General features: G+C 67.0%; 20 protein-coding genes and 7 tRNA genes. 5 read left to right on the top strand and 22 right to left on the bottom strand.

Annotated features, from left to right (window positions below):
- Positions 1 to 24 precede the first annotated feature (24 nt).
- From yajC to pdxS, 8 genes are all read right to left on the bottom strand, one after another.
- A complete protein-coding gene (gene yajC / locus ACI3KU_RS10785) occupies positions 25 to 456 on the bottom strand; it encodes a preprotein translocase subunit YajC (RefSeq protein WP_404922317.1) in 432 nt (143 codons plus the stop codon).
- Positions 457 to 743: 287 nt separating this feature from the next.
- On the bottom strand, positions 744 to 1,769 hold the full coding sequence (gene ruvB / locus ACI3KU_RS10790) for a Holliday junction branch migration DNA helicase RuvB (RefSeq protein ID WP_404922318.1): 1,026 nt from the start codon (positions 1,767 to 1,769) through the stop codon (positions 744 to 746).
- A complete protein-coding gene (gene ruvA, locus ACI3KU_RS10795) occupies positions 1,762 to 2,373 on the bottom strand; it encodes a Holliday junction branch migration protein RuvA (RefSeq protein WP_404922319.1) in 612 nt (203 codons plus the stop codon). Before ruvA ends, ruvB begins: the two co-directional genes overlap by 8 nt.
- Positions 2,374 to 2,424: 51 nt before the next feature.
- Positions 2,425 to 2,988, bottom strand: coding sequence for a crossover junction endodeoxyribonuclease RuvC (gene ruvC, locus ACI3KU_RS10800; RefSeq protein WP_404922321.1), 564 nt, complete (start codon positions 2,986 to 2,988; stop codon positions 2,425 to 2,427).
- A gap of 91 nt (positions 2,989 to 3,079) precedes the next feature.
- Entirely contained in the window at positions 3,080 to 3,841 is a 762-nt protein-coding gene (locus ACI3KU_RS10805) for a YebC/PmpR family DNA-binding transcriptional regulator (RefSeq protein ID WP_404922322.1), read from the bottom strand.
- A gap of 75 nt (positions 3,842 to 3,916) precedes the next feature.
- Positions 3,917 to 4,111 carry a hypothetical protein gene (locus ACI3KU_RS10810; RefSeq protein WP_404922323.1) on the bottom strand — a complete coding sequence of 65 codons (195 nt, stop codon included), beginning with the start codon at positions 4,109 to 4,111 and terminating at the stop codon, positions 3,917 to 3,919.
- A 9-nt stretch (positions 4,112 to 4,120) separates the two neighbouring features.
- Positions 4,121 to 4,705: a pyridoxal 5'-phosphate synthase glutaminase subunit PdxT gene (gene pdxT, locus ACI3KU_RS10815; RefSeq protein ID WP_404922324.1), complete on the bottom strand. Its 585-nt coding sequence runs from the start codon at positions 4,703 to 4,705 to the stop codon at positions 4,121 to 4,123.
- Between the two features lie 13 nt (positions 4,706 to 4,718).
- On the bottom strand, positions 4,719 to 5,609 hold the full coding sequence (gene pdxS / locus ACI3KU_RS10820; RefSeq protein WP_404922325.1) for a pyridoxal 5'-phosphate synthase lyase subunit PdxS: 891 nt from the start codon (positions 5,607 to 5,609) through the stop codon (positions 4,719 to 4,721).
- Between the two features lie 100 nt (positions 5,610 to 5,709).
- Between pdxS and ACI3KU_RS10825 the strand changes: the two genes are divergently transcribed.
- Together ACI3KU_RS10825 and ACI3KU_RS10830 are read left to right on the top strand one after the other, a co-directional pair.
- Positions 5,710 to 7,032, top strand: coding sequence for an aminotransferase class I/II-fold pyridoxal phosphate-dependent enzyme (locus ACI3KU_RS10825; protein ID WP_404922326.1), 1,323 nt, complete (start codon positions 5,710 to 5,712; stop codon positions 7,030 to 7,032).
- A gap of 5 nt (positions 7,033 to 7,037) precedes the next feature.
- Complete coding sequence (locus ACI3KU_RS10830; RefSeq protein WP_404922327.1) at positions 7,038 to 7,676, top strand: LysE family transporter; 639 nt, start codon at positions 7,038 to 7,040, stop codon at positions 7,674 to 7,676.
- Positions 7,677 to 7,766: 90 nt separating this feature from the next.
- Here ACI3KU_RS10830 and ACI3KU_RS10835 read toward each other — a convergent pair whose 3' ends face one another.
- The 4 genes from ACI3KU_RS10835 to ACI3KU_RS10850 form a co-directional block, all read right to left on the bottom strand.
- Complete coding sequence (locus ACI3KU_RS10835) at positions 7,767 to 8,312, bottom strand: HIT family protein (RefSeq protein ID WP_404922328.1); 546 nt, start codon at positions 8,310 to 8,312, stop codon at positions 7,767 to 7,769.
- Positions 8,309 to 10,228, bottom strand: coding sequence for a threonine--tRNA ligase (gene thrS, locus ACI3KU_RS10840; protein ID WP_404922348.1), 1,920 nt, complete (start codon positions 10,226 to 10,228; stop codon positions 8,309 to 8,311). Before thrS ends, ACI3KU_RS10835 begins: the two co-directional genes overlap by 4 nt.
- 227 nt (positions 10,229 to 10,455) lie before the next feature.
- The gene (locus ACI3KU_RS10845; protein ID WP_404922329.1) at positions 10,456 to 11,727 is read right to left on the bottom strand and encodes a low temperature requirement protein A; all 1,272 of its coding nucleotides are present in this window, start codon (positions 11,725 to 11,727) and stop codon (positions 10,456 to 10,458) included.
- Positions 11,724 to 12,857, bottom strand: coding sequence for a DUF998 domain-containing protein (locus tag ACI3KU_RS10850; RefSeq protein ID WP_404922330.1), 1,134 nt, complete (start codon positions 12,855 to 12,857; stop codon positions 11,724 to 11,726). Before ACI3KU_RS10850 ends, ACI3KU_RS10845 begins: the two co-directional genes overlap by 4 nt.
- Positions 12,858 to 13,155: 298 nt before the next feature.
- Between ACI3KU_RS10850 and ACI3KU_RS10855 the strand changes: the two genes are divergently transcribed.
- Positions 13,156 to 14,418 (top strand): MFS transporter, encoded by a 1,263-nt coding sequence (locus ACI3KU_RS10855; protein ID WP_404922331.1) that lies wholly within the window; start codon positions 13,156 to 13,158, stop codon positions 14,416 to 14,418.
- A gap of 39 nt (positions 14,419 to 14,457) precedes the next feature.
- Positions 14,458 to 14,988 (top strand): hypothetical protein, encoded by a 531-nt coding sequence (locus tag ACI3KU_RS10860; RefSeq protein ID WP_404922332.1) that lies wholly within the window; start codon positions 14,458 to 14,460, stop codon positions 14,986 to 14,988.
- A 55-nt stretch (positions 14,989 to 15,043) separates the two neighbouring features.
- Here ACI3KU_RS10860 and ACI3KU_RS10865 read toward each other — a convergent pair.
- The 7 genes from ACI3KU_RS10865 to ACI3KU_RS10895 all read right to left on the bottom strand — a co-directional run bounded on the left by ACI3KU_RS10865 (position 15,044) and on the right by ACI3KU_RS10895 (position 20,106).
- Positions 15,044 to 15,116 (bottom strand) — tRNA-Gly (locus ACI3KU_RS10865).
- 138 nt (positions 15,117 to 15,254) lie between these two features.
- Entirely contained in the window at positions 15,255 to 19,169 is a 3,915-nt protein-coding gene (locus ACI3KU_RS10870) for an ExeM/NucH family extracellular endonuclease (RefSeq protein WP_404922333.1), read from the bottom strand.
- A 316-nt stretch (positions 19,170 to 19,485) separates the two neighbouring features.
- Positions 19,486 to 19,557, bottom strand: a tRNA-Val gene (locus ACI3KU_RS10875).
- Positions 19,558 to 19,594: 37 nt separating this feature from the next.
- Positions 19,595 to 19,667, bottom strand: a tRNA-Gly gene (locus tag ACI3KU_RS10880).
- A gap of 149 nt (positions 19,668 to 19,816) precedes the next feature.
- A tRNA-Val gene (locus ACI3KU_RS10885) sits at positions 19,817 to 19,888 on the bottom strand.
- Between the two features lie 22 nt (positions 19,889 to 19,910).
- Positions 19,911 to 19,984 (bottom strand) — tRNA-Cys (locus ACI3KU_RS10890).
- Positions 19,985 to 20,033: 49 nt separating this feature from the next.
- A tRNA-Gly gene (locus ACI3KU_RS10895) sits at positions 20,034 to 20,106 on the bottom strand.
- Positions 20,107 to 20,255: 149 nt separating this feature from the next.
- On the opposite strand from ACI3KU_RS10895, the gene ACI3KU_RS10900 reads away from it, so the two are divergent.
- Positions 20,256 to 20,331 (top strand) — tRNA-Val (locus ACI3KU_RS10900).
- A gap of 45 nt (positions 20,332 to 20,376) precedes the next feature.
- Here ACI3KU_RS10900 and ACI3KU_RS10905 read toward each other — a convergent pair.
- The 3 genes from ACI3KU_RS10905 to ACI3KU_RS10915 all read right to left on the bottom strand — a co-directional run bounded on the left by ACI3KU_RS10905 (position 20,377) and on the right by ACI3KU_RS10915 (position 22,286).
- Positions 20,377 to 20,757 (bottom strand): YybH family protein, encoded by a 381-nt coding sequence (locus ACI3KU_RS10905; RefSeq protein WP_404922334.1) that lies wholly within the window; start codon positions 20,755 to 20,757, stop codon positions 20,377 to 20,379.
- Positions 20,758 to 20,840: 83 nt separating this feature from the next.
- Entirely contained in the window at positions 20,841 to 21,365 is a 525-nt protein-coding gene (locus tag ACI3KU_RS10910) for an RNA polymerase sigma factor (protein ID WP_404922335.1), read from the bottom strand.
- A 180-nt stretch (positions 21,366 to 21,545) separates the two neighbouring features.
- On the bottom strand, positions 21,546 to 22,286 hold the full coding sequence (locus tag ACI3KU_RS10915) for a type II toxin-antitoxin system PemK/MazF family toxin (RefSeq protein ID WP_404922336.1): 741 nt from the start codon (positions 22,284 to 22,286) through the stop codon (positions 21,546 to 21,548).
- Between the last annotated feature and the right edge of the window lie 24 nt (positions 22,287 to 22,310).

Here is a 22,310-nt window from a genome sequence, read left to right on the forward strand (position 1 = left end):
GCCTCGGTCGTCGAGGCGGCGGAATCAGTGCTTGTCGTTGCCTTCGAGACGACGGCGCGTCTCCTCAGCGGTCTCGATGCGCGCAGCGTCGGTGTCAGCCACGGGCGGGGTCAGCGAGGAAGCGTCGTCCGGGACCTCGACGCTGTCGTACTCCGAAACCTCGGCGGTCTCCTCGTCTTCCGCCTCGGACGGCGTGATGATGCGCGCGATCGCCTGCGTGTGAACGCGGATGACGACACCGGGCGCGATCTCGATCTGCGCCGGCTCATCCAGATCGTCGGCGTTGTAGCTGACGATGGTGCCGAAGATGCCTCCGTTGAGCATCACCTCAACGCCCGGAACGGTCTGACGGGCCTTGGCCTCCTGCTCCTCCTTCATCTTCTTCATGCGCTTGCGGGAGTTCCAGAACATGAAGACGACAAGCGCCGCCAGGACGACGAGCAGGATGATGTCCATGAGGCAGACAACCTTTCGGGGAGGAGCGCGCGGGGCGCGAAGAGAAGACCCGGAGGCCTTCAGCGATTATAGGTCATCGAATCTCACGGCCACGTCGGCGTGCGGGGCACCGAGGTGCGCATATGCATATCCACGTCGATCACAGCGCATCGAATCTCAAGGCCACGTCCGCGCGCGGGACACCAAGGTCCCCGTATGCATGTCCTACGTCGATCACAGGTCATCGAATCTCAGGGCCACCTCGGCGTGCGGTACACCAAGGTGCGCATACGCAAGTCCCACGTCGATCACAGCGCATCGAATCTCAAGGCCACGTCGGCATGCGGGACACCGAGGTGCGCATACGCCTCGGGCGTCGCGACGCGGCCGCGAGGTGTGCGACCCATGAACCCGATGCGAACCAGGTAGGGCTCCACGACACTCTCGATGGTGTCGGGCTCCTCGCCGGCCGCCACCGCGAGAGTGTTCAGCCCCACCGGACCGCCCCGGAAACGACGCACGAGCATGTCCAGAACAGCGCGGTCGAGCCGGTCCAGTCCGATCGGATCGACGTCATACAGCTCGAGTGCCGCGCGGACAGCGGCGACATCCGTGGTGTCGGTGTTGACGAGCAGATAGTCACGCACACGGCGAAGGAGTCGGTTGGCGATGCGCGGAGTGCCGCGCGAGCGACGGGCGATCTCGCCCAGCGCCCGGCTCGACAGCTCCACGCCCAGCACGAGTGCCGAACGCTCGACGACCTGCTCGAGTTCGCTGGCGTCGTAGTACTCCAGATGTGCGGTGAAGCCGAAACGGTCACGCAGCGGGTTGGGCAGCATCCCGGATCGTGTGGTGGCACCGACCAGAGTGAACGGAGCAAGCTCCAGCGGGATGCTGGTGGCACCGGCCCCCTTGCCCACCATGATGTCGATGCGGAAGTCCTCCATCGCGAGATAGAGCATCTCCTCAGCGGATCGTGCCATGCGGTGGATCTCGTCGATGAAGAGAACCTCACCGGGCATGAGGCTCGACAGCAGTGCCGCGAGGTCGCCGGCGTGCTGGATGGCGGGGCCGCTCGACATCCGCAGCGGCCTGCCGCTCTCATGGGCGATGATCATGGCGAGTGTGGTCTTGCCGAGCCCGGGAGGGCCGGACATGAGGATGTGATCGGCGGAACGCTGCTGGATCCGCGCCGCTTCCAGCAGCAGCTGCAGCTGTTTGCGAACTTTCTGCTGGCCGATGAACGCATTGAGCGACTGCGGGCGCAGCGCTCCCTCGATCGCCAATTCGGTGGCGTCCTGCGGAGCGGCGTCCAGCGGAGACTCATCAACCACGGACAGCTCCCGGGCCGAGGGCGGCGAGCGTGCGACGCAACAGTGCCTGCACGTTGGAACGCTCACTCTCTGTGGCGGAGGCCGCGACCTGCGCGACAGCGTCCGCGGCCGTGCGTTCATTCCAGCCGAGGCCGGTCAGGGCGGCGACGACCTGCGTGGTGACGTCAGGGGCGACGGAGCCTCCCACCACGGCCACGGGAGACGGCGGCGCGATCTTGCCCGCGAGCTGCACCGAGATGAGCTTCGCGGTCTTCGGTCCGATGCCCGACACCTTGCGGAACGGGGCGTCGTCATCGTTCGCGACGGCGATCGCGATCTGGTCCACCGTGAGAGCGGAGAGGATCCCGAGCGCGGACTTGGGCCCCACGCCGGTGACGCCGATCAGGATGACGAACAGCTCGAGCTCCTCGCGGGTGGCGAAGCCGAACAGGCTCAGGGCGTCCTCGCGCACCACCAGGTGGGTGTGCAGGGCGATGGTGTCACCACGATGCGTGGTGCGCGCGACATCCGGCGGGACCGCCACCGAGAAGCCGACACCGCCGACCTCGACGACCAGCGAATCGGGGGCGATGTGGAGCACGGCACCACGGAGGGAGGAGATCACGTCTCCACCCTAACCGGGGCATCGTACAAAGTTTCGAGCGACACTCCCCGCCTACCGCCGGCTGCGCTTCTCCGCCTCCGCCCAGGCACGCTGGGCCGGGGTCAGGGCGCGTTCGGGAGCGCCCGCTGCCATCGGACCGCCGCGCCAGGCGTGACACAGCGCGATGGCGAGAGCATCCGCGGCGTCCGCGGGCTGGGGCAACGCGTCGAGCCGGAGGACGCGCGCCACCATCGTCTGCACCTGCAGCTTGTCGGCCGCTCCATAGCCGGTGATCGCGGCTTTCACCTCACTCGGGGTATGCGTGGCCGTGGGAAGCCCCCGCTCCGCAGCGAGCATGAGAGCGACTCCGGAGGCCTGAGCCGTACCCATCACCGTGGAGCGGTTCTGCTGTGCGAACACGCGCTCGACGGCGACGACATCCGGGCGATGCTCGTCCAGCACCGCGCGTATCCCGGCGGCGATGCGGGCGAGGCGCATGCCGGGCTGCTCGTCCGGCGACGAACGGACGACGCCGACGTAAACGAGGCGCGCTGAGCGGTCGCGTGCGACATCGACCACGCCGACGCCGCATCGGGTGAGGCCGGGATCGATACCCAGCACGCGCAATTCAGTCACTCGTCCACGCTACGCCGCCGATCACGGAACCGAGGCAGCACACGACGAAGCCCGCATCCTCTCGGATACGGGCTTCACGCAACGGCGCGGGTCAGTCCTCGTCGGACTCGAGCTCGGCCTGGACCTCGGCGGAGAGATCGAAGTTGCTGTAGACGTTCTGCACGTCGTCGCTGTCCTCGAGGGCGTCGATCAGACGGAAGACCTTGCGGGCGGTGTCCGCGTCGATCTCGACCTTGAGGTTCGGGACGAAAGCCGCGTCGGCGGAGTCGTACTCGATTCCCGCCTCCTGCAGCGCGGTACGCGTGGCGACGAGATCCGTGGCCTCGGTGATGACCTCGAACGTGTCACCTTCGTTGGTGACCTCTTCGGCGCCGGCTTCCAGAGCCGCCATCATCACATCGTCCTCTGTGGTGCCCTCGGCGGGGACCACGATGACGCCCTTGCGGGAGAAGTTGTACGCGACCGAACCGGGGTCTGCCATGTTGCCGCCGTTGCGCGACATGGCAGTACGCACCTCAGCGGCGGCGCGGTTCTTGTTGTCGGTCAGACACTCGATCAGAAGCGCCACGCCGTTGGGGCCGTAACCCTCGTACATGATCGAGGTGTACTCGACCGATTCGCCGCCGATGCCCGCGCCGCGCTTGATGGCGCGATCGATGTTGTCCTTCGGGACCGAGGTCTTCTTGGCCTTGAGGACGGCGTCGAACAGCGTCGGGTTACCGGCAAGGTCGGCGCCGCCGAGTTTCGCCGCCACCTCGATGTTCTTGATGAGCTTGGCCCACGACTTGGCACGACGCGAGTCGATGACCGCTTTCTTGTGCTTGGTGGTGGCCCACTTGGAATGCCCTGACATATGTCTCCCGCTCGTTTCGCGCGATTTGCGCCCTCAAGTCTACGCGTTTTCGACTTCCGACCCGCAGAGGCCGCATCAGCCCTCGCCACTGGTGCGGCCCGACCGCGCCCGCGCCGCCCGGATCGACGGCGAATCGTGCAGTCGGACGAGCGCGTCGTCCAGAGGAAGCGCCACATCGGCGACCTGCTGCCATCCTTCGCCCCGGCGCCCGACGAGTCGCATCGTGCCGCCACTCGCGCTGACGCTTTCGGATCCGATCGGTCGTCGCATCCTCACACGCTAACCGGCGTGAGTGCCCACCCCCGCGAGGAACTGCCGGTGAAGGCGATCATCGCCGGTGACCTCCGGGTGGAAGGACAGGCCGATCACGCTCCCCTGCCGCACACCGACGATCGCGTCGCGGGTGCGCGCGATCACGTCGACTCCTGGGCCGTGCGACACCACGATCGGCGCGCGGATGAACGACACGTCGATCTCTCCCGCGATCCCCGAGACGGCAATCGCCGCGTCGAAGGAATCGCGCTGCGAGCCGAATGCGTTCCGACGCACGGTGACGTCCAGTCCCCCGAACGTCTGCTGTCCCGGCGCGGGATTCTCCAGACGCTCGGCCAGCAGGATCAGCCCCGCACAGGTTCCGAGGACAGGAAGCCCCGCTGCAATGGCATCACGAAGCGGATCGGCCAACCCGAACGACCGGGAGAGCCGATCGATCACACTCGACTCACCGCCAGGCAAGACGAGCCCGTCGATACCCTCGAGGTCCTCGACCTTCTTCACCAGCCGAACATCCGCGCCGAGGCCCTGCAGCATCGCCGCGTGTTCGCGAACGCCTCCCTGCAGGGCCAGCACGCCGATGGTGGTCATCGAGCTGTCCGGTTCACCAGCCGCGCTGGGCCAGGCGATGCGGAGCCGGCACATCGGCGACATTGATGCCGACCATCGCCTCGCCGAGACCACGAGAGACCTGAGCGATGAGTGCCGCGTCCTCGAACGACGTGGTCGCCTTCACGATCGCGGCGGCGCGCGCTGCAGGGTTGCCCGACTTGAAGATGCCGGAGCCGACAAAGACACCGTCCGCGCCGAGTTGCATCATCATCGCGGCATCCGCGGGCGTCGCCACGCCGCCGGCGACGAACATCACCACCGGAAGGGCTCCGGTCTCGGCGACCTCGCGCACCAGGTCGTAGGGGGCCTGCAGCTCCTTGGCGGCGACGTACAGCTCGTCGGTCGTCTTCGCCTTCAGTGCGTTGATCTCAGCGGTGATGGTGCGGATGTGGCGGGTCGCTTCCGAGACGTCGCCGGTGCCGGCCTCGCCCTTGGATCGGATCATGGCCGCGCCTTCGGTGATGCGACGCAGCGCCTCCCCCAGGTTCGTCGCGCCGCAGACGAACGGCACCTCAAAGTTCCACTTGTCGATGTGGTTGACATAGTCCGCCGGCGAGAGCACCTCGGACTCATCGACGTAGTCCACGCCGAGGCTCTGCAGCACCTGCGCCTCGACGAAATGTCCGATCCGCGCCTTCGCCATCACGGGGATGGACACGGCCGCCTGGATGTCGGTGATCAGGTCCGGGTCGCTCATGCGCGCCACACCACCCTGGGCCCGGATGTCGGCGGGGACCCGCTCCAGCGCCATGACCGCGCTCGCTCCCGCATCCTCGGCGATGCGCGCCTGCTCGGCTGTGACGACATCCATGATGACGCCGCCCTTGAGCATCTCGGCGAGGCCACGCTTCACGCGAGTGGTAGCCGTGCGGTTCTCGGTCATGGGGACTCCTCTCGCGGCGCCGGTCGCCGCTCGTTCATGACAATACACGTTTTGACCTATGCCAATCTCGGAAAGGTGGTCGGACGATAGGATCGAGCCGATGGACGACCACTTCAGCGGCCTGCGGGGCGCGACCGCCGCAGAGCTCGCGGACGAATTGCGCACGCTCATCGAACGCGGGGCTCTGGCCGCCGGTGACGCCCTTCCGCCCGTGCGCACGCTGGCGGACCTCCTCGGAATGAACCGCAACACCGTGGTCGCTGCCTATCGCCAGCTCGCCGCTGGCGGACTCGTGGAGTCGCGCGGACGAGCCGGAACCCGCGTGAGCGGCGCGGCACGTTCTGCCCAGGACGGATTCGCGCCGGACAGCGTGCTGCGCGACATCGGGTCCGGCAACCCGGATCCCGCTCGGATCCCTGATCCGTCACGCGCGCTCGCCCACGCCGTCGGGCGCCCGATCCTGTACGGCGAGGCCGTGGTGGATCCTGAGCTCGAGCGCTGGGCGCGCGACTGGGTGGGCTCCGACCTGCAGCCGGAGGCGTTCTCCCTGACGATCACGAGTGGCGCGGTCGACGCCGTCGAGCGCCTGCTCGCCCAGGCGCTGGTGCGTGACGATGCCGTCGCGCTCGAGGACCCGTGCTTCCTGGCGAGCATCCACACGGTGCGCCTCGGCGGTTACCGTGCCGTTCCCGTGCCCGTCGACGAAGAGGGGATGACGGTCGCGGGACTCCGCGCGGCCCTGGACGCCGGCGTGCGCGCCATCGTCGTGACCCCGCGGGCACAGAACCCCACGGGGGCTTGTCTCACCGCCCGCCGTGCCGCGGATCTCCGCTCGGTGCTCACAGATCATCCCTACGTGCTGATCGTCGAGGATGATCACTTCTCGATGCTGTCGCGTGAGCCGTACGAGTCGCTGATCGGACCGGATCACCGACGCTTCGCTCTGGTTCGATCCGTGTCGAAGTTCCTCGGGCCGGATATGTGTCTGGCCGTCACCGCGTCCGATCCCGATACGGCGGCGCGGCTCGGCCTCCGCCTCAGCCCGGGAACGACCTGGGTGAGCCACATTCTGCAGCGGCTGGTGGCCGGGCTTGTCACGGACGCGGACGTCCGGGCCGGGATCGCTGCCGCTGCAGACCACTACGCCGCTCGAAACGCCGCCTTCGCGACGGCGGCAGCATCCGCAGGGCTGCCCGTTGTCGCATCCGACGGTCTGAACGTCTGGCTCCCCCTCCCCGTCCCGGCGCGCGGCGCCGCCGAACAGCTCATGCGGCGCGGATGGCTGGCGCGCACCGGTGACGAGTTCCGCCTGATCCCGGACGCCCCGTCCCACCACCTCCGTCTCACGGTGCACGAACTCGACGACGATGATCGATCCGCCCTCGTCACCGATCTCGTGGCCGCCATCGCCGCGGCCAGCTGATCACCGTGCAGCTCTCACTCTGGATCACCCTGCTGCTGGCCTGCGTCGTCATCAGCCTCACCCCCGGTGCCGGTGCCATCAACACGATGGGCAACGCCCTGAACCACGGGCATCGCCGCGCGATCTGGGGAATCCTCGGACAGCAGGCGGCGCTCGTCGTGCACATCGCCATCGTCGCGGCCGGCGTCGGCCTTCTGGTGGGATCCTCGCCGATCGCCTTCGCCGTCATCCGCTATGCGGGTGCTGCCTACCTCGTGTACCTCGGCATCCGACAGATCCTCGCGAAAGTCGAGACCGTCACAGACGAGGACGGGGCCGCAACGACCCCGGCGGTGCGAACCGAGTCGCGCTGGGCGATGTTCCGGCGCGGGCTGTGGGTGAACCTGCTCAACCCGAAGGCGATCGTGTTCTTCCTGGCGTTCCTGCCGCAGTTCATCAAGCCGGATCAGCCTCAGCTGCCGCAGTACGTGATCGTCGCTGTCACGTGCATCGTCGTCGATATCGCGGTGATGTGGGGCTTCTTCGCCGTCGCGGCACAGGGATTCCGCCGCTTCACGCGCACTGCCCACGGTCAGCGCACGCTGAACAGGATCTTCGGTGTGCTCTTCATCGCGGTCGGCGTGCTGCTGGCAGTGATGCACTGAGCGTCAGGCGCAGCACGCGCCGGGATCGCAGTCCCGCACCATCGAGGGCGATGCGAGCCGGATGCCGATGAGGTCCCTCGGCGTCACGACTCAGGTCTGCGGCCACCCCAGCGCGATGGTCTGGCGCATCTCGCCGAGGAGCTGCGGCAGCGCCTTCGTCTTCGCGATGATCGGCAGGAAGTTCGCATCGCCGCCCCACCGCGGCACGATGTGCTGGTGCAGATGGCCGCCCACCCCGGCACCGGCGATTGCGCCCTGGTTCATGCCCAGATTGAAACCATCGCAGTGCGCGACATCGCGCAGCACCCGCATCGCGGTCTGCGTGATGGCACCGATCTCGGCGACCTCTTCCTCGGTCGCCTCGTCGTACATCGCGATATGCCGATACGGGCATACCAGCAGGTGGCCCGAGTTGTAGGGGAAGAGGTTCAGCAGAGCGTACGCGGTCTTGCCGCGATGGACGATCAGCGTCTTCTCGTCCGGACGCGTGGGCGCGTAGCAGAACGGGCAGTCGGCGACGTGCGGCTCGGGTCCCGCCTCGATGTACACCATGCGGTGCGGGACCCAGAGCCGCTGGAACTCGTCGGGAACACCGACGAAGTCGGCCGCCAGTTCGAGTTCCGGTTCGTCACTCATGCGAAATCGGACTCCGTCATGATGCGGGAGTGATCGGCGATCGCCCGTGAGATGCGCGCGACGGCGTCGGCCACCGGCACGCCGTTCAGCTGCGTGCCGTCACGGAAGCGGAACGAGACGGTGCCGGCCGCACGGTCCTGTTCGCCGGCGATGAGGATCAGCGGGACCTTCGCCGTGGTGTGGTTGCGGATCTTCTTCTGCATGCGGTCATCGGAATGATCGACCTCGGCACGCACGCCGGCGGCCTTCAGCGTTCCGACGACCTCTTCGAGGTAGTCGGCGTACTGCTCCGCAACGGGAACGCCGACCACCTGAGCCGGGGCCAACCACAGCGGGAAGTCGCCCGCGTAGTGCTCGAGCAAAATTGCGAAGAACCGCTCGACCGAACCCAGCAGAGCGCGGTGGATCATGACGGGGCGGTGCTTGGCGCCGTCCGGTCCGGTGTACTCCAGCTCGAACCGCTCCGGCTGGTTGAAGTCCAGCTGGATGGTGGACATCTGCCAGGTGCGGCCGATGGCATCGCGCGCCTGCACGGAGATCTTCGGGCCGTAGAAGGCCGCGCCGCCCGGATCGGCGACGAGTTCCAGGCCGGACTCCAACGCCACCTCACGAAGCGTCTCGATGGCGCTGGACCACTGCTCGGGCTCGCCGAGGAACTTCGGGTTGCCCTCCTCGTTGGTCGACAGCTCGAGGTAGAAGTCGTTCAGGCCGTAGTCGCGCAGCAGCGACAACACGAGGTTGAGGTTCGTGGTGAGCTCCTCGCGAACCTGGTCCTGAGCGACGTAGATGTGCGCGTCGTCCTGGGTCAGTCCGCGCACGCGGGTGAGTCCCGACAGCGTTCCGCTCTTCTCATAGCGGTAGACGGTGCCGAACTCCGCGAGGCGCAGCGGCAGCTCACGATAGGAGCGACCGCGCGCACGGAACACCAGGTTGTGGAACGGGCAGTTCATGGGCTTCAGGTAGTAGTCCTGGCCCTGACGAGTGACGTTGCCCTCGTCGTCGACGACCTCATCGAGGTGCATCGGGGGGAACATGCCGTCCGCGTAGGTCTGCAGGTGACCCGACGTCATGAAGAGATCCTTCTTCGTGATGTGCGGGCTGTTGACGAGGTCGTAGCCGTTGCGCAGCAGGTGCTTGCGCAGGTTCTCCTCGATCTCGTAGCGGATGATGCCGCCCTTGGGGTGGAAGACCGCGAGGCCCGATCCGATCTCGTCCGGGAACGAGAACAGGTCCATCTCCACGCCGAGCTTTCGGTGATCGCGACGCTCGGCCTCGGCGATGCGCTCCTGGTACGCGCGCAGCTCGTCCTTGGTGGGCCACGCCGTGCCGTAGATCCGCTGCAGTTGCGGGTTCTTCTCCGAGCCGCGCCAGTACGCAGCGGCAGAGCGGGTGAGCGACCATCCATTGCCCACCATGCGGGTGCTCGGCACGTGCGGGCCGCGGCAGAGGTCCTTCCACGCCACCTCGCCGTCCTTGCGGACATTGTCGTAGATGGTGAGCTCTCCCTCGCCGACCTCGACATCGGCGCCCTCGGCTCCGCCGCCCTTGAGGCCGATGAGCTCCAGCTTGAACGGCTGGTCGGCAAGTTCCGCGCGCGCCTCATCCTCGGTGACGACACGGCGTACGAAGCGCTGGCCCTCACGGATAATGCGCTGCATCTCCTTGTCGATGACCTTCAGGTCCTCGGGGGTGAACGGGTTCGCGACGCCGAAGTCGTAGTAGAACCCATCAGTGATCGGCGGGCCGATCCCCAAGTCCACCTGCGGGTTGAGCTTCTGCACCGCCTGGGCCAGCACGTGGGCCGTCGAATGGCGCAGAATCGCGAGGCCCTCGGGGCTTGAGATCGTGATCGGCTCGACGATGTCGGTCTCGGTGACGATCGTCGCGAGGTCCTTCTGCTGCCCGTTCACGTGCATGGCGACGACGGAACGATCGGTGAAGAGGGCGAATCCGTCACAGGGATAGGACGGCTGGGGGTTCTCAGACACGAAGATTCTCCAGTTAGCAATGGATGTCGGCAACTCAGCTTCGGGCGCTCCCGCGCCCCGCCCGCTCAGGCCTGGGTCGTTCGCGTGCCAGTGACCGCGAGCACGACAGTGTCGTCGCTCGTGCGGGTCAGCCGGGCGAAATCCATGCGATGAGTCTACGCCCCGACGGTTGGCCCCACGGCCACGGCCCGACGCAGTTGTGCGTCGACTCCCCGCCATCCGCCGGTCTCATAGGCGACGACGACACCGACGGGTCCCGCCAGCACCACGAGCAGGCACAGCCACAGCGGAAGGCCCGCGACGGCGAGCACGATCGCCAGCGCCGGAAGCAGAACTCCCGGAAGCTGCAGACCGATGTTCTTCGTGGGCTCACGTGTGAGCCAGGCGTGGATCGCATAGAGCGCCAAGCTGTAGACGATGACGGATGCGGCCAGGCAGGAAACCACCGTGACGGTGGACAGGTGCACCTCGGGATCGAACACGTAGCCGATCAGGTGCAGGCTGGCACCCACGGCGACGATCGCGAGGAAGAGCACGGCGTGCCCGTAGCCCCAGACGAAGGCGCGTCGTCGGTGCACCTCAAGGATCGGTGCCGACGGGAGCAGAAAGTAGGTCCACCACACGGCGAAGGTCATCGCGATGCCTGCGGCGATCACCACGATGGAGTTCGCACTCCAGCCCTCCTCCGCCGTCACCTCCTGAGCTGCTGCGATCGTGCCGATGACGGTCTCGCCGAGCGTGATGATCGCCAGCAGGCTGTAGCGCTCGGCGATGTGGTGCGGGTGCCACGGCGTGCTGCCGTTCGCGGCGCGACGTTCGGCGAGGATCGGGCCGAGCAGCTCCACGACCCAGCACAGCGCAGCGGCGACCAGCGTGGCCTGGAGGGTCATGGGCACCCAGGCCACGATCACCCAGCCGACCTGAGCGATGGCGATGCACACCACATAGGTCAGTGCCGTACTGCGATGTTCAGCGCTGCGCGCGGCTCGTAGCCACTGTCCGATCATCGCCACGCGCATGACGATGTAGCCCGCCACCATCACTTGGTTCGCAATCGGTTCACCGTGTTCGAGGGATTCGAACATCGGGGCCAGACCGATGGCCAGCACGATGACGCCGGCCATCTGCAGCATCGTCATGAGCCGGAACGCCCAGTCATCCGTGTCGAACGCGGAGGCGAACCACGAGTAGTTGATCCACGCCCAGATGATCGCTGCCCCGCCGAAGGCGAAAGCGCCGAGTGCCGGCATCATCTCGCCGATGGCGATGCCGTGCGCGAACTGTGTGCCGAGGACGCCGAATGCGGCGGCGAAGACCAGGTCGAACAGCAGCTCCAGCGGCGATGCGACTCGCCCGTGCTCGGTGGTGCTGCGCCCCAGCATCCGGCTGAGTCCGTGCCGGTAGAAGCCTTCAGTGTGATCGCTCATGCATCCCCTCCGGCGAACATGGTGGCCTTTCCCTCCTCGCCGCGCAAGTCGACACGGGGCGATGTGACGTCCTTAGGTGCGTTCGGCCGGGTGTCGCGCACCAGAGCGTCGATCATCCGGATGAGCAGCAGGATCCACGTGAACACCAGAGCGCCCGCGACGATCTCCACCGCGGTCAGCGTGTAGTAGCCGACGACGAAGAACAGCACGAGAGCGGCACTGATGCCGAGGAATGTCCAGCCGAGGATCACGAACGAGCGTGCGATGCCCGGAATCCACCGCGGGATCATGACGATCATGGCGGCGAACACCACGAGCATGCCGCTGGCGAAACCGGTGTGCACGAGGAAGGACACGTTCACCGGGACCAGCCCCACCACCATCAGGCAGCACCCGATGACGATCAGCCCGATACGCACATTGCGGGTGCCGCGCGGGTCGCGTGCCCACAGTCCACGAGTCGCATAGCGGGCAAGGGCCGTGACAAGCACGCCTGCGACGATGACCGTCAGGTTGAACAGCGTCGACGACGTCTCCCCCACCATCCCCAGCGCCGACAGGTTGTCCTGCCACCAGTGCGGATCATCGGCCGACAGCGTCGCGGCAAGCACTCCCTGCACCAGAAACACCGCGAGGATCAACGCGAACTGGGTGAGGTCGAGCTGCGAGGCGGAGATGAAGACGACGTAGCCGGTGATCGCGGCGACGGAGGCCGCGATCAGAGCGGACGGCACCGTGTAGACGTCAGCGTCGACGAAGCCGCGGGCCAAGATGTCCGCGACGAGCGACCACGACAGTGCGGCGATCACGGCATACGCCAGCGCCAGAGCGATGCCGTCCACAATGTCGAGGAACGTCGGCCGCTGCCGTGTGCGAAGGTAGTCGAGCCAGGAGGCCAGGGCAAAGCCCAGGACGGCGATCACCGCTCCCGTCGCCGTGGCGAACTGACCGATCGAGCCGGCACCGGCGATCGGCACGCTCCGGAAGGCGAAGATCAACAGCGCCAGCAGCCCGGCGACGAGTCCACCGATCGCCGCAGCAACGAGCGCGATCGCCTCGATCCGTCGCAGGCTGGGCTCGGCGATGGCCGTTCGCAGCCAGCGCCAGCCGGCTCGGATGCGCGTTCTCACAGGATGAGCGTACTGGCGTCATCCCGTCGTATGGGAGGCACACAGTGTTGAGCTGGTGGACGAGTAGTCCGGTCGTGACGTCCGCGCGCACCCTCCGATGCATCGGCACACAGTGTTGGGCGCATGCACGAGCAGCCGGGTCGTGACGTCCGCGGCGCACCCTCCGCTGCCTCTGCTCACAACCGGTAGACTGGTGTTGTTGCATCCGCCGCGGCCATGCAACCTGACACCCGGTGTATCTACCTCCGCTCCTGGCGGCACGGCGGCACAAGCCGCGCCGAAACTCCCAGGAGAAACGATGTCAGACACGGCTCAGCCGGCGTCCGCGCCGTCCGATGCGTCCCCCACTGCCCCGGCCACCACCCTGATCCGCGCTGCCGGGCTGGCCTACTTCCCCGTCGCCTTCCTCGCGCGACTCCCGTTCGCCATGAACGTGGTCGGCGTCCTGACGCTGGTGGTCGCCGCACGCGATTCCCTCACGCTCGGCGGACTCACCTCCGCCGCCGTCGGGCTCGGCACCGCGCTCATCGGGCCCCTGCTCGGTGCCGCGGCCGATCGCTACGGACAGCGGCCCGTGCTGTTGGCTGCCGGGATCGGCAACAGCCTTGCTCTGCTGCTGATGGCCTGGGTCGCGTTCGCCCCCGTCGCCGATCCGTGGGTGCTCGCTGTCGCGGTCCTCGTGGGTGCGACCGCTCCGCAGGTATCACCCATGTCGCGCAGCCGGCTGGTGTCGATCATCGATCGTCGGATGGCTCGCTCCCGGCGCGCCAAGACGCTGTCGGCAACGCTCGCCTACGAGTCGTCGGCCGACGAGATCGTGTTCGTCTTCGGTCCCGTGCTGGTGGGACTCCTCGCCACCACCCTCAGCCCTGCGGCACCCATGATCGGTGCCGCGATCCTCACTCTCGTCTTCGTCGGCGCCTTCGCTCTGCATCCGTCGGGCCGCACCTCCGCGCACGTCGACGTCAATGCCCCGCTCGTGCAGGCACCCGTCTCCGAACTCTTCCACCCACGGGTTCTCGTGCTGGTGGCCGGCGTCCTGGGTATCGGCTTCTTCTTCGGTTCCACGCTCACATCGCTCACATCGTTCATGGTGGATGCGGGCAACAAGGAGGCCGCGGGTCTGCTCTACGGCGTGATGGGCGTCGGATCGGCGATCCTCGCGCTCGCGGTCGCGGTGTTCCCCGCCCGCTTCACCCCCCGGTATCGGTGGCTGGTCTTCGCGATCATCCTGGTGGGTGGTGCGGTGCTGATCGCGTCGGCGCGCACCGTGGAGCAGATGGTCTGGGCACTCGCCATCACGGGCATCGGGATCGGCCCGCTGATCGTCACGGTGTACACGTTCGCGGCGATGCGCACCCCGGTGGGCCGCAGCGCGACGCTCATGACAATGGTCGGTTCCGGAGTGATCGTCGGTCAGTCGTCGTCCTCGGCGATCGTGGGAGTGCTCGCAGACGAGCAGGGCACCGCTCTCGCGCAGTGGTCGCCGTTCGTCGCCGCCGTCCTGGTCCTGCTCTGCGCGCTGGTCAACCTGGTGCTCTCGCGCGGGGACCGACGCTGAAACACCCCACGGCAACCTCTGGTTTCGTACAATGGGCGCATGAGTCAGCACGGTGAGCTCCTCGCCGCCGACGATGCACTGCGCGAGTTGCAGCACGAGGCGGATTTCGCGCATGCACGTCACGGACGGTTGTACGCGGATGCGCTGATGCACTATCACGACCAGCTCTCAGCTCTTCTGACCCAGGCGTTCGAGGAGCAGGCGCAGTCGAACGACCTCTCGCTCCCAAAGCGCGATCGGGTGGGGCTGCAGCGTCATGCCGCGGAGATCGCGCGCGTGATCGTGACCGATGTGGAGCGGGTGCGCGAGGAATATCGAAAGCTCAGCAGTCGCGCGGTGCCTGCGGATTCGAGCGGGCGCGCACTCGTGGAGTCGGTGGTGGTGACCGGCCGTATGCAGGTGTCAGCGTGGTGGAACGGCCACGCTCATCTCACGACCCCCGCGGCGACGGCGGTCGCCGCGCAGAAGTGGGAGAGCTTCCGCCCGGTGCCGCGATGGGTACCGTACGCCGCGGGTGCGGGAGTGGTCGCCGCCGGCGCTTTCCCCATCGCCTCGATCTTCCTGCTCTGAGCAGGCGGTCCACGCAACGACGAACGGCCCCTCGTTCTGAGGGGCCGTTCTGCTGAGCGGATGACGAGACTCGAACTCGCGACCCTAACCTTGGCAAGGTTATGCGCTACCAACTGCGCTACATCCGCATGCCGTCTTGCGACAACTCCTCAAGTTTACCCGATCCCTGCGGCGAGGTCGGACAATACCGATCCCTCGAGCGTGTCGTTGGAGCGCGATGGTGCCCCACCGACCGGAGTCGGCGGGGCACCACCCCTGAGCGATCGTCAGCCCTGGCGCACGCGGCGGCGGGTGATCAGGATCCCCGTGCCGGCGACGAGGACCACAAGGCCGACCGTCAGCGCCGGGAACGGATCAGTACCCGTCGTCGGCAGCGTCCCCGGTGCAGAGGGCACCGGTCCGGGCGTCGTGGGTCCGGTCGTCTCCGTCGGTGTCGGCGTGGGCGTGGTCGTCGGTGTCGGTGTCGGTGCAACCTCCGCCACCTCGATCGGGAGCATGAAGACCGTGTCACCGGCGGTGACGACGAGCTCCTGCACACCGGAGATGCCGGCAGGCACGGTGATCGCGACGTTCGCACGACCGACCTCATCGGTGGCGTCGACCGGGGTGAGGTCCACCTCGGCCGTCCCCACGACATCCGTGCCCAGCGAGATCGTGACCGTTGCCGGCTTCGGCTCGGTGCTGCTGAACGACAGCGACGAGAGCGCGACGTCAATAGTGTCGCTGGGGAGGTAGCCGCCCGCAGGTGCTGCCGGCATGCTCACGCCGATGGCACGCTGAGCGAGATCGGGCGTCGCCGTCTTGTGCTCAGCGAACCAGTCGACCATGGACTGCAGGTCAGTGCGGCCGGTGTCGGCAGCCCCGGTTCCCTCGGCGAAGACCGTGAAGTTGTCTCCGCCGGCGGCCAGGAAGGCGTTGACGGCGACGACGTAGCTCGCCGATTCGTCAAGCTTCTCACCGTTCAGCAGGATCTCACCGATGCGCGAACCGGCGGCTGCGGTCGGGTCATACGTGTAGGTGAGCTCCTTCGAGACGCCGAGCTTGAGGAAGGGTCGCGACGCCGTCGCCGGCTGCCACTGCTGCTCGAGCACCGACCGAACCTGGGCGCCCGTGAGGGTCAGCGTGACGAGGGTGTTCGCGAACGGCTGCACCGTGGCGACTTCGCGATAGGTGACGTTGCCATCCGCATCGCCCGCACCACTGGATGCATAGCGCAGATCGGTGCGCAGCCCGCCCGGGTTCATGAAGGCGATGTCGGCGCCGGTCGATTCGCGCTGCACATCGGCCACGAAGTTGCCCAGAGTGGACTCGCCGCCCCGATTCTCTGTCGTTCCGTCGGACTGGACGGCGCGGTTGAAGTCGGCCGTGATCGCGCCGATGCTGACCGAGCCGAGCTTGTCGGCTTCTGCCTTCGCGTCATCCACGATCTTCTGAACGTCGGGATCCGGTGCCGCGATGGGCGCGCCATCCTGTGTGAGCGGACGGATCTCGTTCGTGATCGACAGCAGCTCCTTCGTGGTCGGGTCGACCTGGATCTGCATGACGCCCAGGTTCTCGCCGTACTGACCGGCCGAGATGACCGGGCGTCCATCGATGACGTGGTTGTACGCCAGATGAGTGTGTGCGGACACGATGGCATCCACCGCAGGGGTCACACCGAAGACGATGCGCCCGAGAGCGGACTCCGGCGTGATGCTGGCGACGTCGGTGGTGGTGGCCCCCTCGTGCACCAGGAGCAGGAGCACGTCCGCCTCGCCGTTGCTGTCGTCGCCGTCCGTCAACTCCGTGGCCACTGCGTTCACCGAATCGACGATGCTGCGCACGTCCAGCTCCGCGATACCCGCAGGGCTCACGAGGGTCGGGAGATCCTCGGTCACCGCTCCGATGAATCCGACTCGAACTCCGTCGATCTCCTTCACCCAGCTCGGGGCGAGGGCGTGCTGGTCCGTGCCCTTCAGGAACACGTTCGCGTTGATGTACGCCCAGTCCGCCCGGTTCTGGATGCGGTCGCGAAGATCCGCCCATCCCTGGTCGAACTCGTGGTTTCCGGTCGCGCTGACGTCCAGACCGGCGGCATTCAGCGCGTCGATGGTCGGCTCGTCGTGCTGGATGAAGGAGGTGAACGTCGAAGCGCCGACGAGGTCGCCGGCGGCCGCGAAGATCGTGTTCGGGTTCTCCGCCCGCAGTTCCTGCACGGCGGTGGCGAGCGACGCCGCCCCCGCGGACGCACCGCTCGCTTCGATCCGACCGTGGAAGTCGTTGATCGTCGCGACCTGGATGTCAACGGGAGGCGGTGTCAGTGTCAGGCCGACGAGCGCCGGATCGTGATCGCTGGAGCGGAACGGCGTGCTGGGTTCCGTCGCCGCGTAGTTGTACGCGCGGTCACCCCACTCCGGGGAGTTGATGTTCCAGACGCCGGCGCCGGAGACCGACGATGCGAGCGACGGGGAGGCCAGGATGTGATCGAGCGAACCCAGCTCACCGTTGAAGGTGTAGGTGTGCTGCGTCGGGTCGAACGCCGGGATCAGGTCGGTCCAGCCGGCGTCGGCGAACACCTGGATGGGGTCCTCCTGGGCGTAGGCGTTGAAGTCTCCCAGCAACAGCACGTCGGAGCTTCCCGACGCGGCGGTGACGGTTTCCGCCAGCTGCAGCACCTGCTGCGCCTGTGCCACGCGGTCCGCGTTGAAGAAGCCCTGCTCGTCCGCGGGCTCCGGGGTCGTCTTGTCCGGCGGGCTCTTGGACTTCAGGTGGTTGACGATGACGGAGAACGTCTTGCTGTTCGCTTCGAACGTCTGGGCGATGGGCTCGCGCGCGTTGCCCCACACGGTTTCATCGACCGGCACCGTGGTGCTGTCGCCCACCGGCGTGACGGCTGCCTTCTTGTAGATGATCGCCGTCGTGATCACGTCGGTGATGGTGGCATCCTGCAGCGCGGCCGGCGTGGAGACGTAGGCCCATACTTCCGATCCGGCGGCTTCGTTGAGGCCGGCAACGAGGTCGGCCACAGCGGTGTCGACGGGCTTGCCGAACTGAATGCTGTTCTCGATCTCCATCAGCCCGATGATGTCGGCATCGAGACCCACAATGCCCGCGATGATCTTCGATCGCTGGATCTGGAACAGCTCCGCGGTGGCGGCACCTCGGGCGTTCTCGTCGTCGCTGCGGAGTGTGGTGAAGTAGTTCAGGACGTTGTAGGTGGCCACCTTCACGTCTCCGCCGACGCTCGGCGGAGCGATCGGCCTCTCATCCATGGGCGCGAAGGTGGGCTTGTGGGACGCGTCGCTGCTGTCATCGATCGGGACGACAGGCTGCAGGCGCCACTGGTTGAAGCCGTACTGCAGGACGAGGCCCTCGGTCGGGAAGTGCACCAGGTCCCCGTTGCGGACGACATCGTCCTTCGTGAAGTACGGCTGCTCGCCCGGGTGCGTGTTGTTGGTGACCTGCGCCGACCAGCCGTCGTCGAGGAGAATCCGATGCGCCGCGTTCTGCGCGGTGATGGCGGCCGCGTCCGCGCCGGGTCGGACGAGCTCGGTGGACTTCACGGCGAGGTCCTCCCCCGCGCTCAGCCACAGGGTGCCGTAGTTGTAGAGCTCATGGCTGGACGTCAGGCGGTAGGTGCCGGTGGGCGCGACGAGCATGTTCTCGTATTGCTCGCGATCGGCACCGAGGACCGACGCGTCCAGCGCGACAGGAGCCGGCACGCCGACCCCCGCGGTGACGATCTCGACGTCTGTCGCCGCGGTCACCGAGATCTGCGTCTGTTCGAAGTACTCGCTCACCGAGCCCGTCACCGAGACGAGGTCGCCGCGCTCCAGGGTGACGGCGTTGTTGCCGAGGAACACGAAGATTCCGTCGGAGGCGCCGTCGGTCTTCGAGTCACCTCCCGTGTTCTGAGTCTGGATGACGATGCCGCGGTATCCGCCCTCGCGATAGTCCGCGGTCACGACTCCCTGCACCGTGACGGTCTGGCCGATCAGCGGCGAGGCATCGCCTGTTCCCTGGACCTCGGCGATCGTGTGCGTGGCATCGGCGGCAGACGCCGGGCCGGCCGCCAGGCCGCCGCTGAGACCTGCGACGAGCGCAGTTGCCGTGGCCGCGGTGAACAGGGCCAGGCGTCGGCGAAGTGGATTCGGCGGCGCTTCCAGCGCGCGACGAACGTCGCCCGTTTCGGGGTGATTCACGTGTTCCTCCATGGTGTGTGGCGCACCGATCGGTGCACGATCGCGCGCCGCTGCGAGACGAGCACGACCTGCCTTCGACCGTAGGAGAGGAACACGATTCGCGAAAGGGACAGGCTGGGCGTTCTCCCAGCGTTCACCCAAACGCGCGCTGGTCGCCGAGTCCGGCGCTCAGATGCGCACTTGGCCCGGCGCACCCGCGGTGGGAGATGAAGAGCGCACGGCGCAACGCGACGCCGGATGCTGTTGTCATCTTCCACCGCGCCTATAAGCCGACGCTGGAAACGCGAAAACCCCCGGAGAACCGGGGGTTTGTCTGTGCGCGATACTGGGATCGAACCAGTGACCTCTTCCGTGTCAGGGAAGCGCGCTACCGCTGCGCCAATCGCGCCCGAAGGCTGTTCAGTTATGGGGGATCTCTCCCGCCGAGCGGATGACGAGACTCGAACTCGCGACCCTAACCTTGGCAAGGTTATGCGCTACCAACTGCGCTACATCCGCATGTCGCCTCGCGACGACACCTCCACTTTACCCGACGATCGACGCGGGACCGAACCCGCTGCCTTCCCGGGTGAGTCGGTCCCGGCCCGCAGCACGGAAAGCAAAAACGACGAAGCCCCCACGATCTCTCGTGGGGGCTTCGTCTCCTGTGCGCGATACTGGGATCGAACCAGTGACCTCTTCCGTGTCAGGGAAGCGCGCTACCGCTGCGCCAATCGCGCCCAAAGGGCTGTTCAGTTGTGGTGGAGGTGACAACGGGATTCGAACCCGTGTAAACGGCTTTGCAGGCCGGTGCCTAGCCGCTCGGCCATGTCACCATGTGGCTCAAGCCACGTGAGGGGATCCATGACAGATCCATCCCACTCGAGCGGATGACGAGACTCGAACTCGCGACCCTAACCTTGGCAAGGTTATGCGCTACCAACTGCGCTACATCCGCGTTGCCGCTTGGTTGCCCTTGCGACTCGGACAACACTACCCGAGACCCGCCCCCACACCAAACTGGAACCGGTTCGCGCGTGTCGCCTGTTTTGGTCAAAAGTGGCGCGGATGATCGGCTACTATCGAAGAGTGCTCGCGAGAGCATGAGGGCGATTGGCGCAGTTGGTAGCGCGCTTCCTTCACACGGAAGAGGTCATCGGTTCGAGTCCGGTATCGCCCACCATGAGAAAGAACCCCCGGCTCGCCGGGGGTTCTTTCGTTCCCGAGATCAGGCCGTGCCGAACGGGTTGTCGATCACGTAGCGCCAGCCGTGCTCGGCGTCGAAGACGGCGACATCCGCCGTCGTACCGGCAAGCGAGACCTCGGAGCCGTCGGGCGCTGTGCCCGTCAGCGTCCATTCGGCGATCGCGAGACCGGTGTCGCCTGTCTGGAAGACGTGGCGGACGTTCATCGTGATGGGGAGCTGAAGGCCAAGGAACTGCTCGAGCGCACCGCGGATCCCCTCCACGCCGCTTACCGGCTGTCCGGGAGCGGGAACGAACACGGCGTCAGGCGTGTTCAGCGCGAGCAGTCCGTCGATGTCGCGAGCATTGAAGCGCTCGGCGAAAGCGAGGTTGAGCTGGTCAAGGGATGTGACCTGGGTGGACATGGTGTCTCCTTCTGCGTGTGTCGACCACGTGATCGTGGCCTCACGAAGAAGGACGCGACGGCGACAGAAGTGTGACCGATTCGTCAGAACCGATTCAGCGCACGCCGCGCGCGGGAGATCCGCTGACGCACCGCCACGGCTGAAAGTCCCAGCCGACGCGCGATCTCCGCTGTCGGCAGTTCATCGACGACGCTCATCAGGAGCGGTTGGCGCAGACCGTTCGGGAGGGCGTCGATCGCCCGCAGCACAGCCGTCAAGCGCTCGCGTGCCTCTGCCACGCCAGCCACATCCTGGCCGGACTCGAGCGTTTCGCACATCGCCTCGCCGACGTGATCCCGACGCGCGCGATTCATGTCGATGGCGGTGCTGCGAATGATGGTCTCCAACCACGCGCACAGCTGACCCTCCTCCGCACCGCGCAGATCGCCCAGCGAGCGCCATGCTCGAAGCGCGGCGTTCTGAGCAGCATCATCTGCATCGTCGATGGGCACGCCCAGCGAGATGCTGCGCCGACGCAGGCGCCCCGGATCGCCGCGCAACAGATCCATCAGCCTGCCCGACGCCGATGAGCGTGCGCTCCGCTCCCCCATCACGATGGTCACGGTCATGTGTCGACTCCGGCTCCTCTGAGTTCGCACCGGCATCCCGTCGGCAGCGTTTCCGCGAACCATCGTAACGAACGCCGACGCGCTGCCGACGAGAGGGCGCCATGTGCAAGCCGTGATGCGAGCATGGATTCATTACGACGATCGCGATCCAGCTTCGCCCCTACACGCGCGAGGACGCCGTCACACCTGCACCGTCCAGCCGTAGCGTTCGCGCAGCACGGCGGCGACTCCTCCGAACCTCCCACGATCGAGCACTGCGGCCTCACGACGCAGGCCGCGCTCGTGCACTTCGTAGAGCTGGTCGACGTCAACCCAGCTCGGCCGCCCCTGCCCGTCCCAGTCTCCGCTCCCGATGGCGATGAAGTCGCGTTCGCCGTCGTGCGACTTGCTGGTGAGGCGCACCGCATAGAGGGTGTCGGCGTCGCGTCGACCGATGATCAACACCGGCCGATCTTTGCCACGGCCGTCAGCCTCCTCGTACGGAATCCAGGTCCAGACGACCTCGCCCGCGTCCGGCGCCCCGTCCTTCTCTGGCGAATAGCTGACGGCGACCGCACCGACGTCGTCGTGGGACACCTCGAACGTGGCGCTCGCACCCAGCTGGCCGGGCGTGGGCTCACCCTCCAGCAGGCGCTCGCGCGCGGCCAGTTCGGCACGGCGCGCCGCGGACACCGATTCACGAGTCGGCGACCCACCCGACTTCGTCGCCGTCGTTACCGAAGGATGCGTCGGCACCGGGCGCGTCGTCTTGATCGCGGGTCGCTTCGCCGACGAGGTCCGCTGCTGCGCCTTCGTCTGCTGCACCTTCGAAGTCTCCCCCGATTTCGTGACGGCACCACCACCACGATTCAGCAGCAGCGCGCGCAGCACCTGCCCGGCGATGTTCGCCAGCCCGACCAGGAATCCGCGTCCAGAACTCACCTCGCCACCCTATCCGCACGACGA

It is taken from the genome of Microbacterium sp. ZW T5_56 (assembly GCF_044987425.1).
GTDB lineage: Bacteria > Actinomycetota > Actinomycetes > Actinomycetales > Microbacteriaceae > Microbacterium.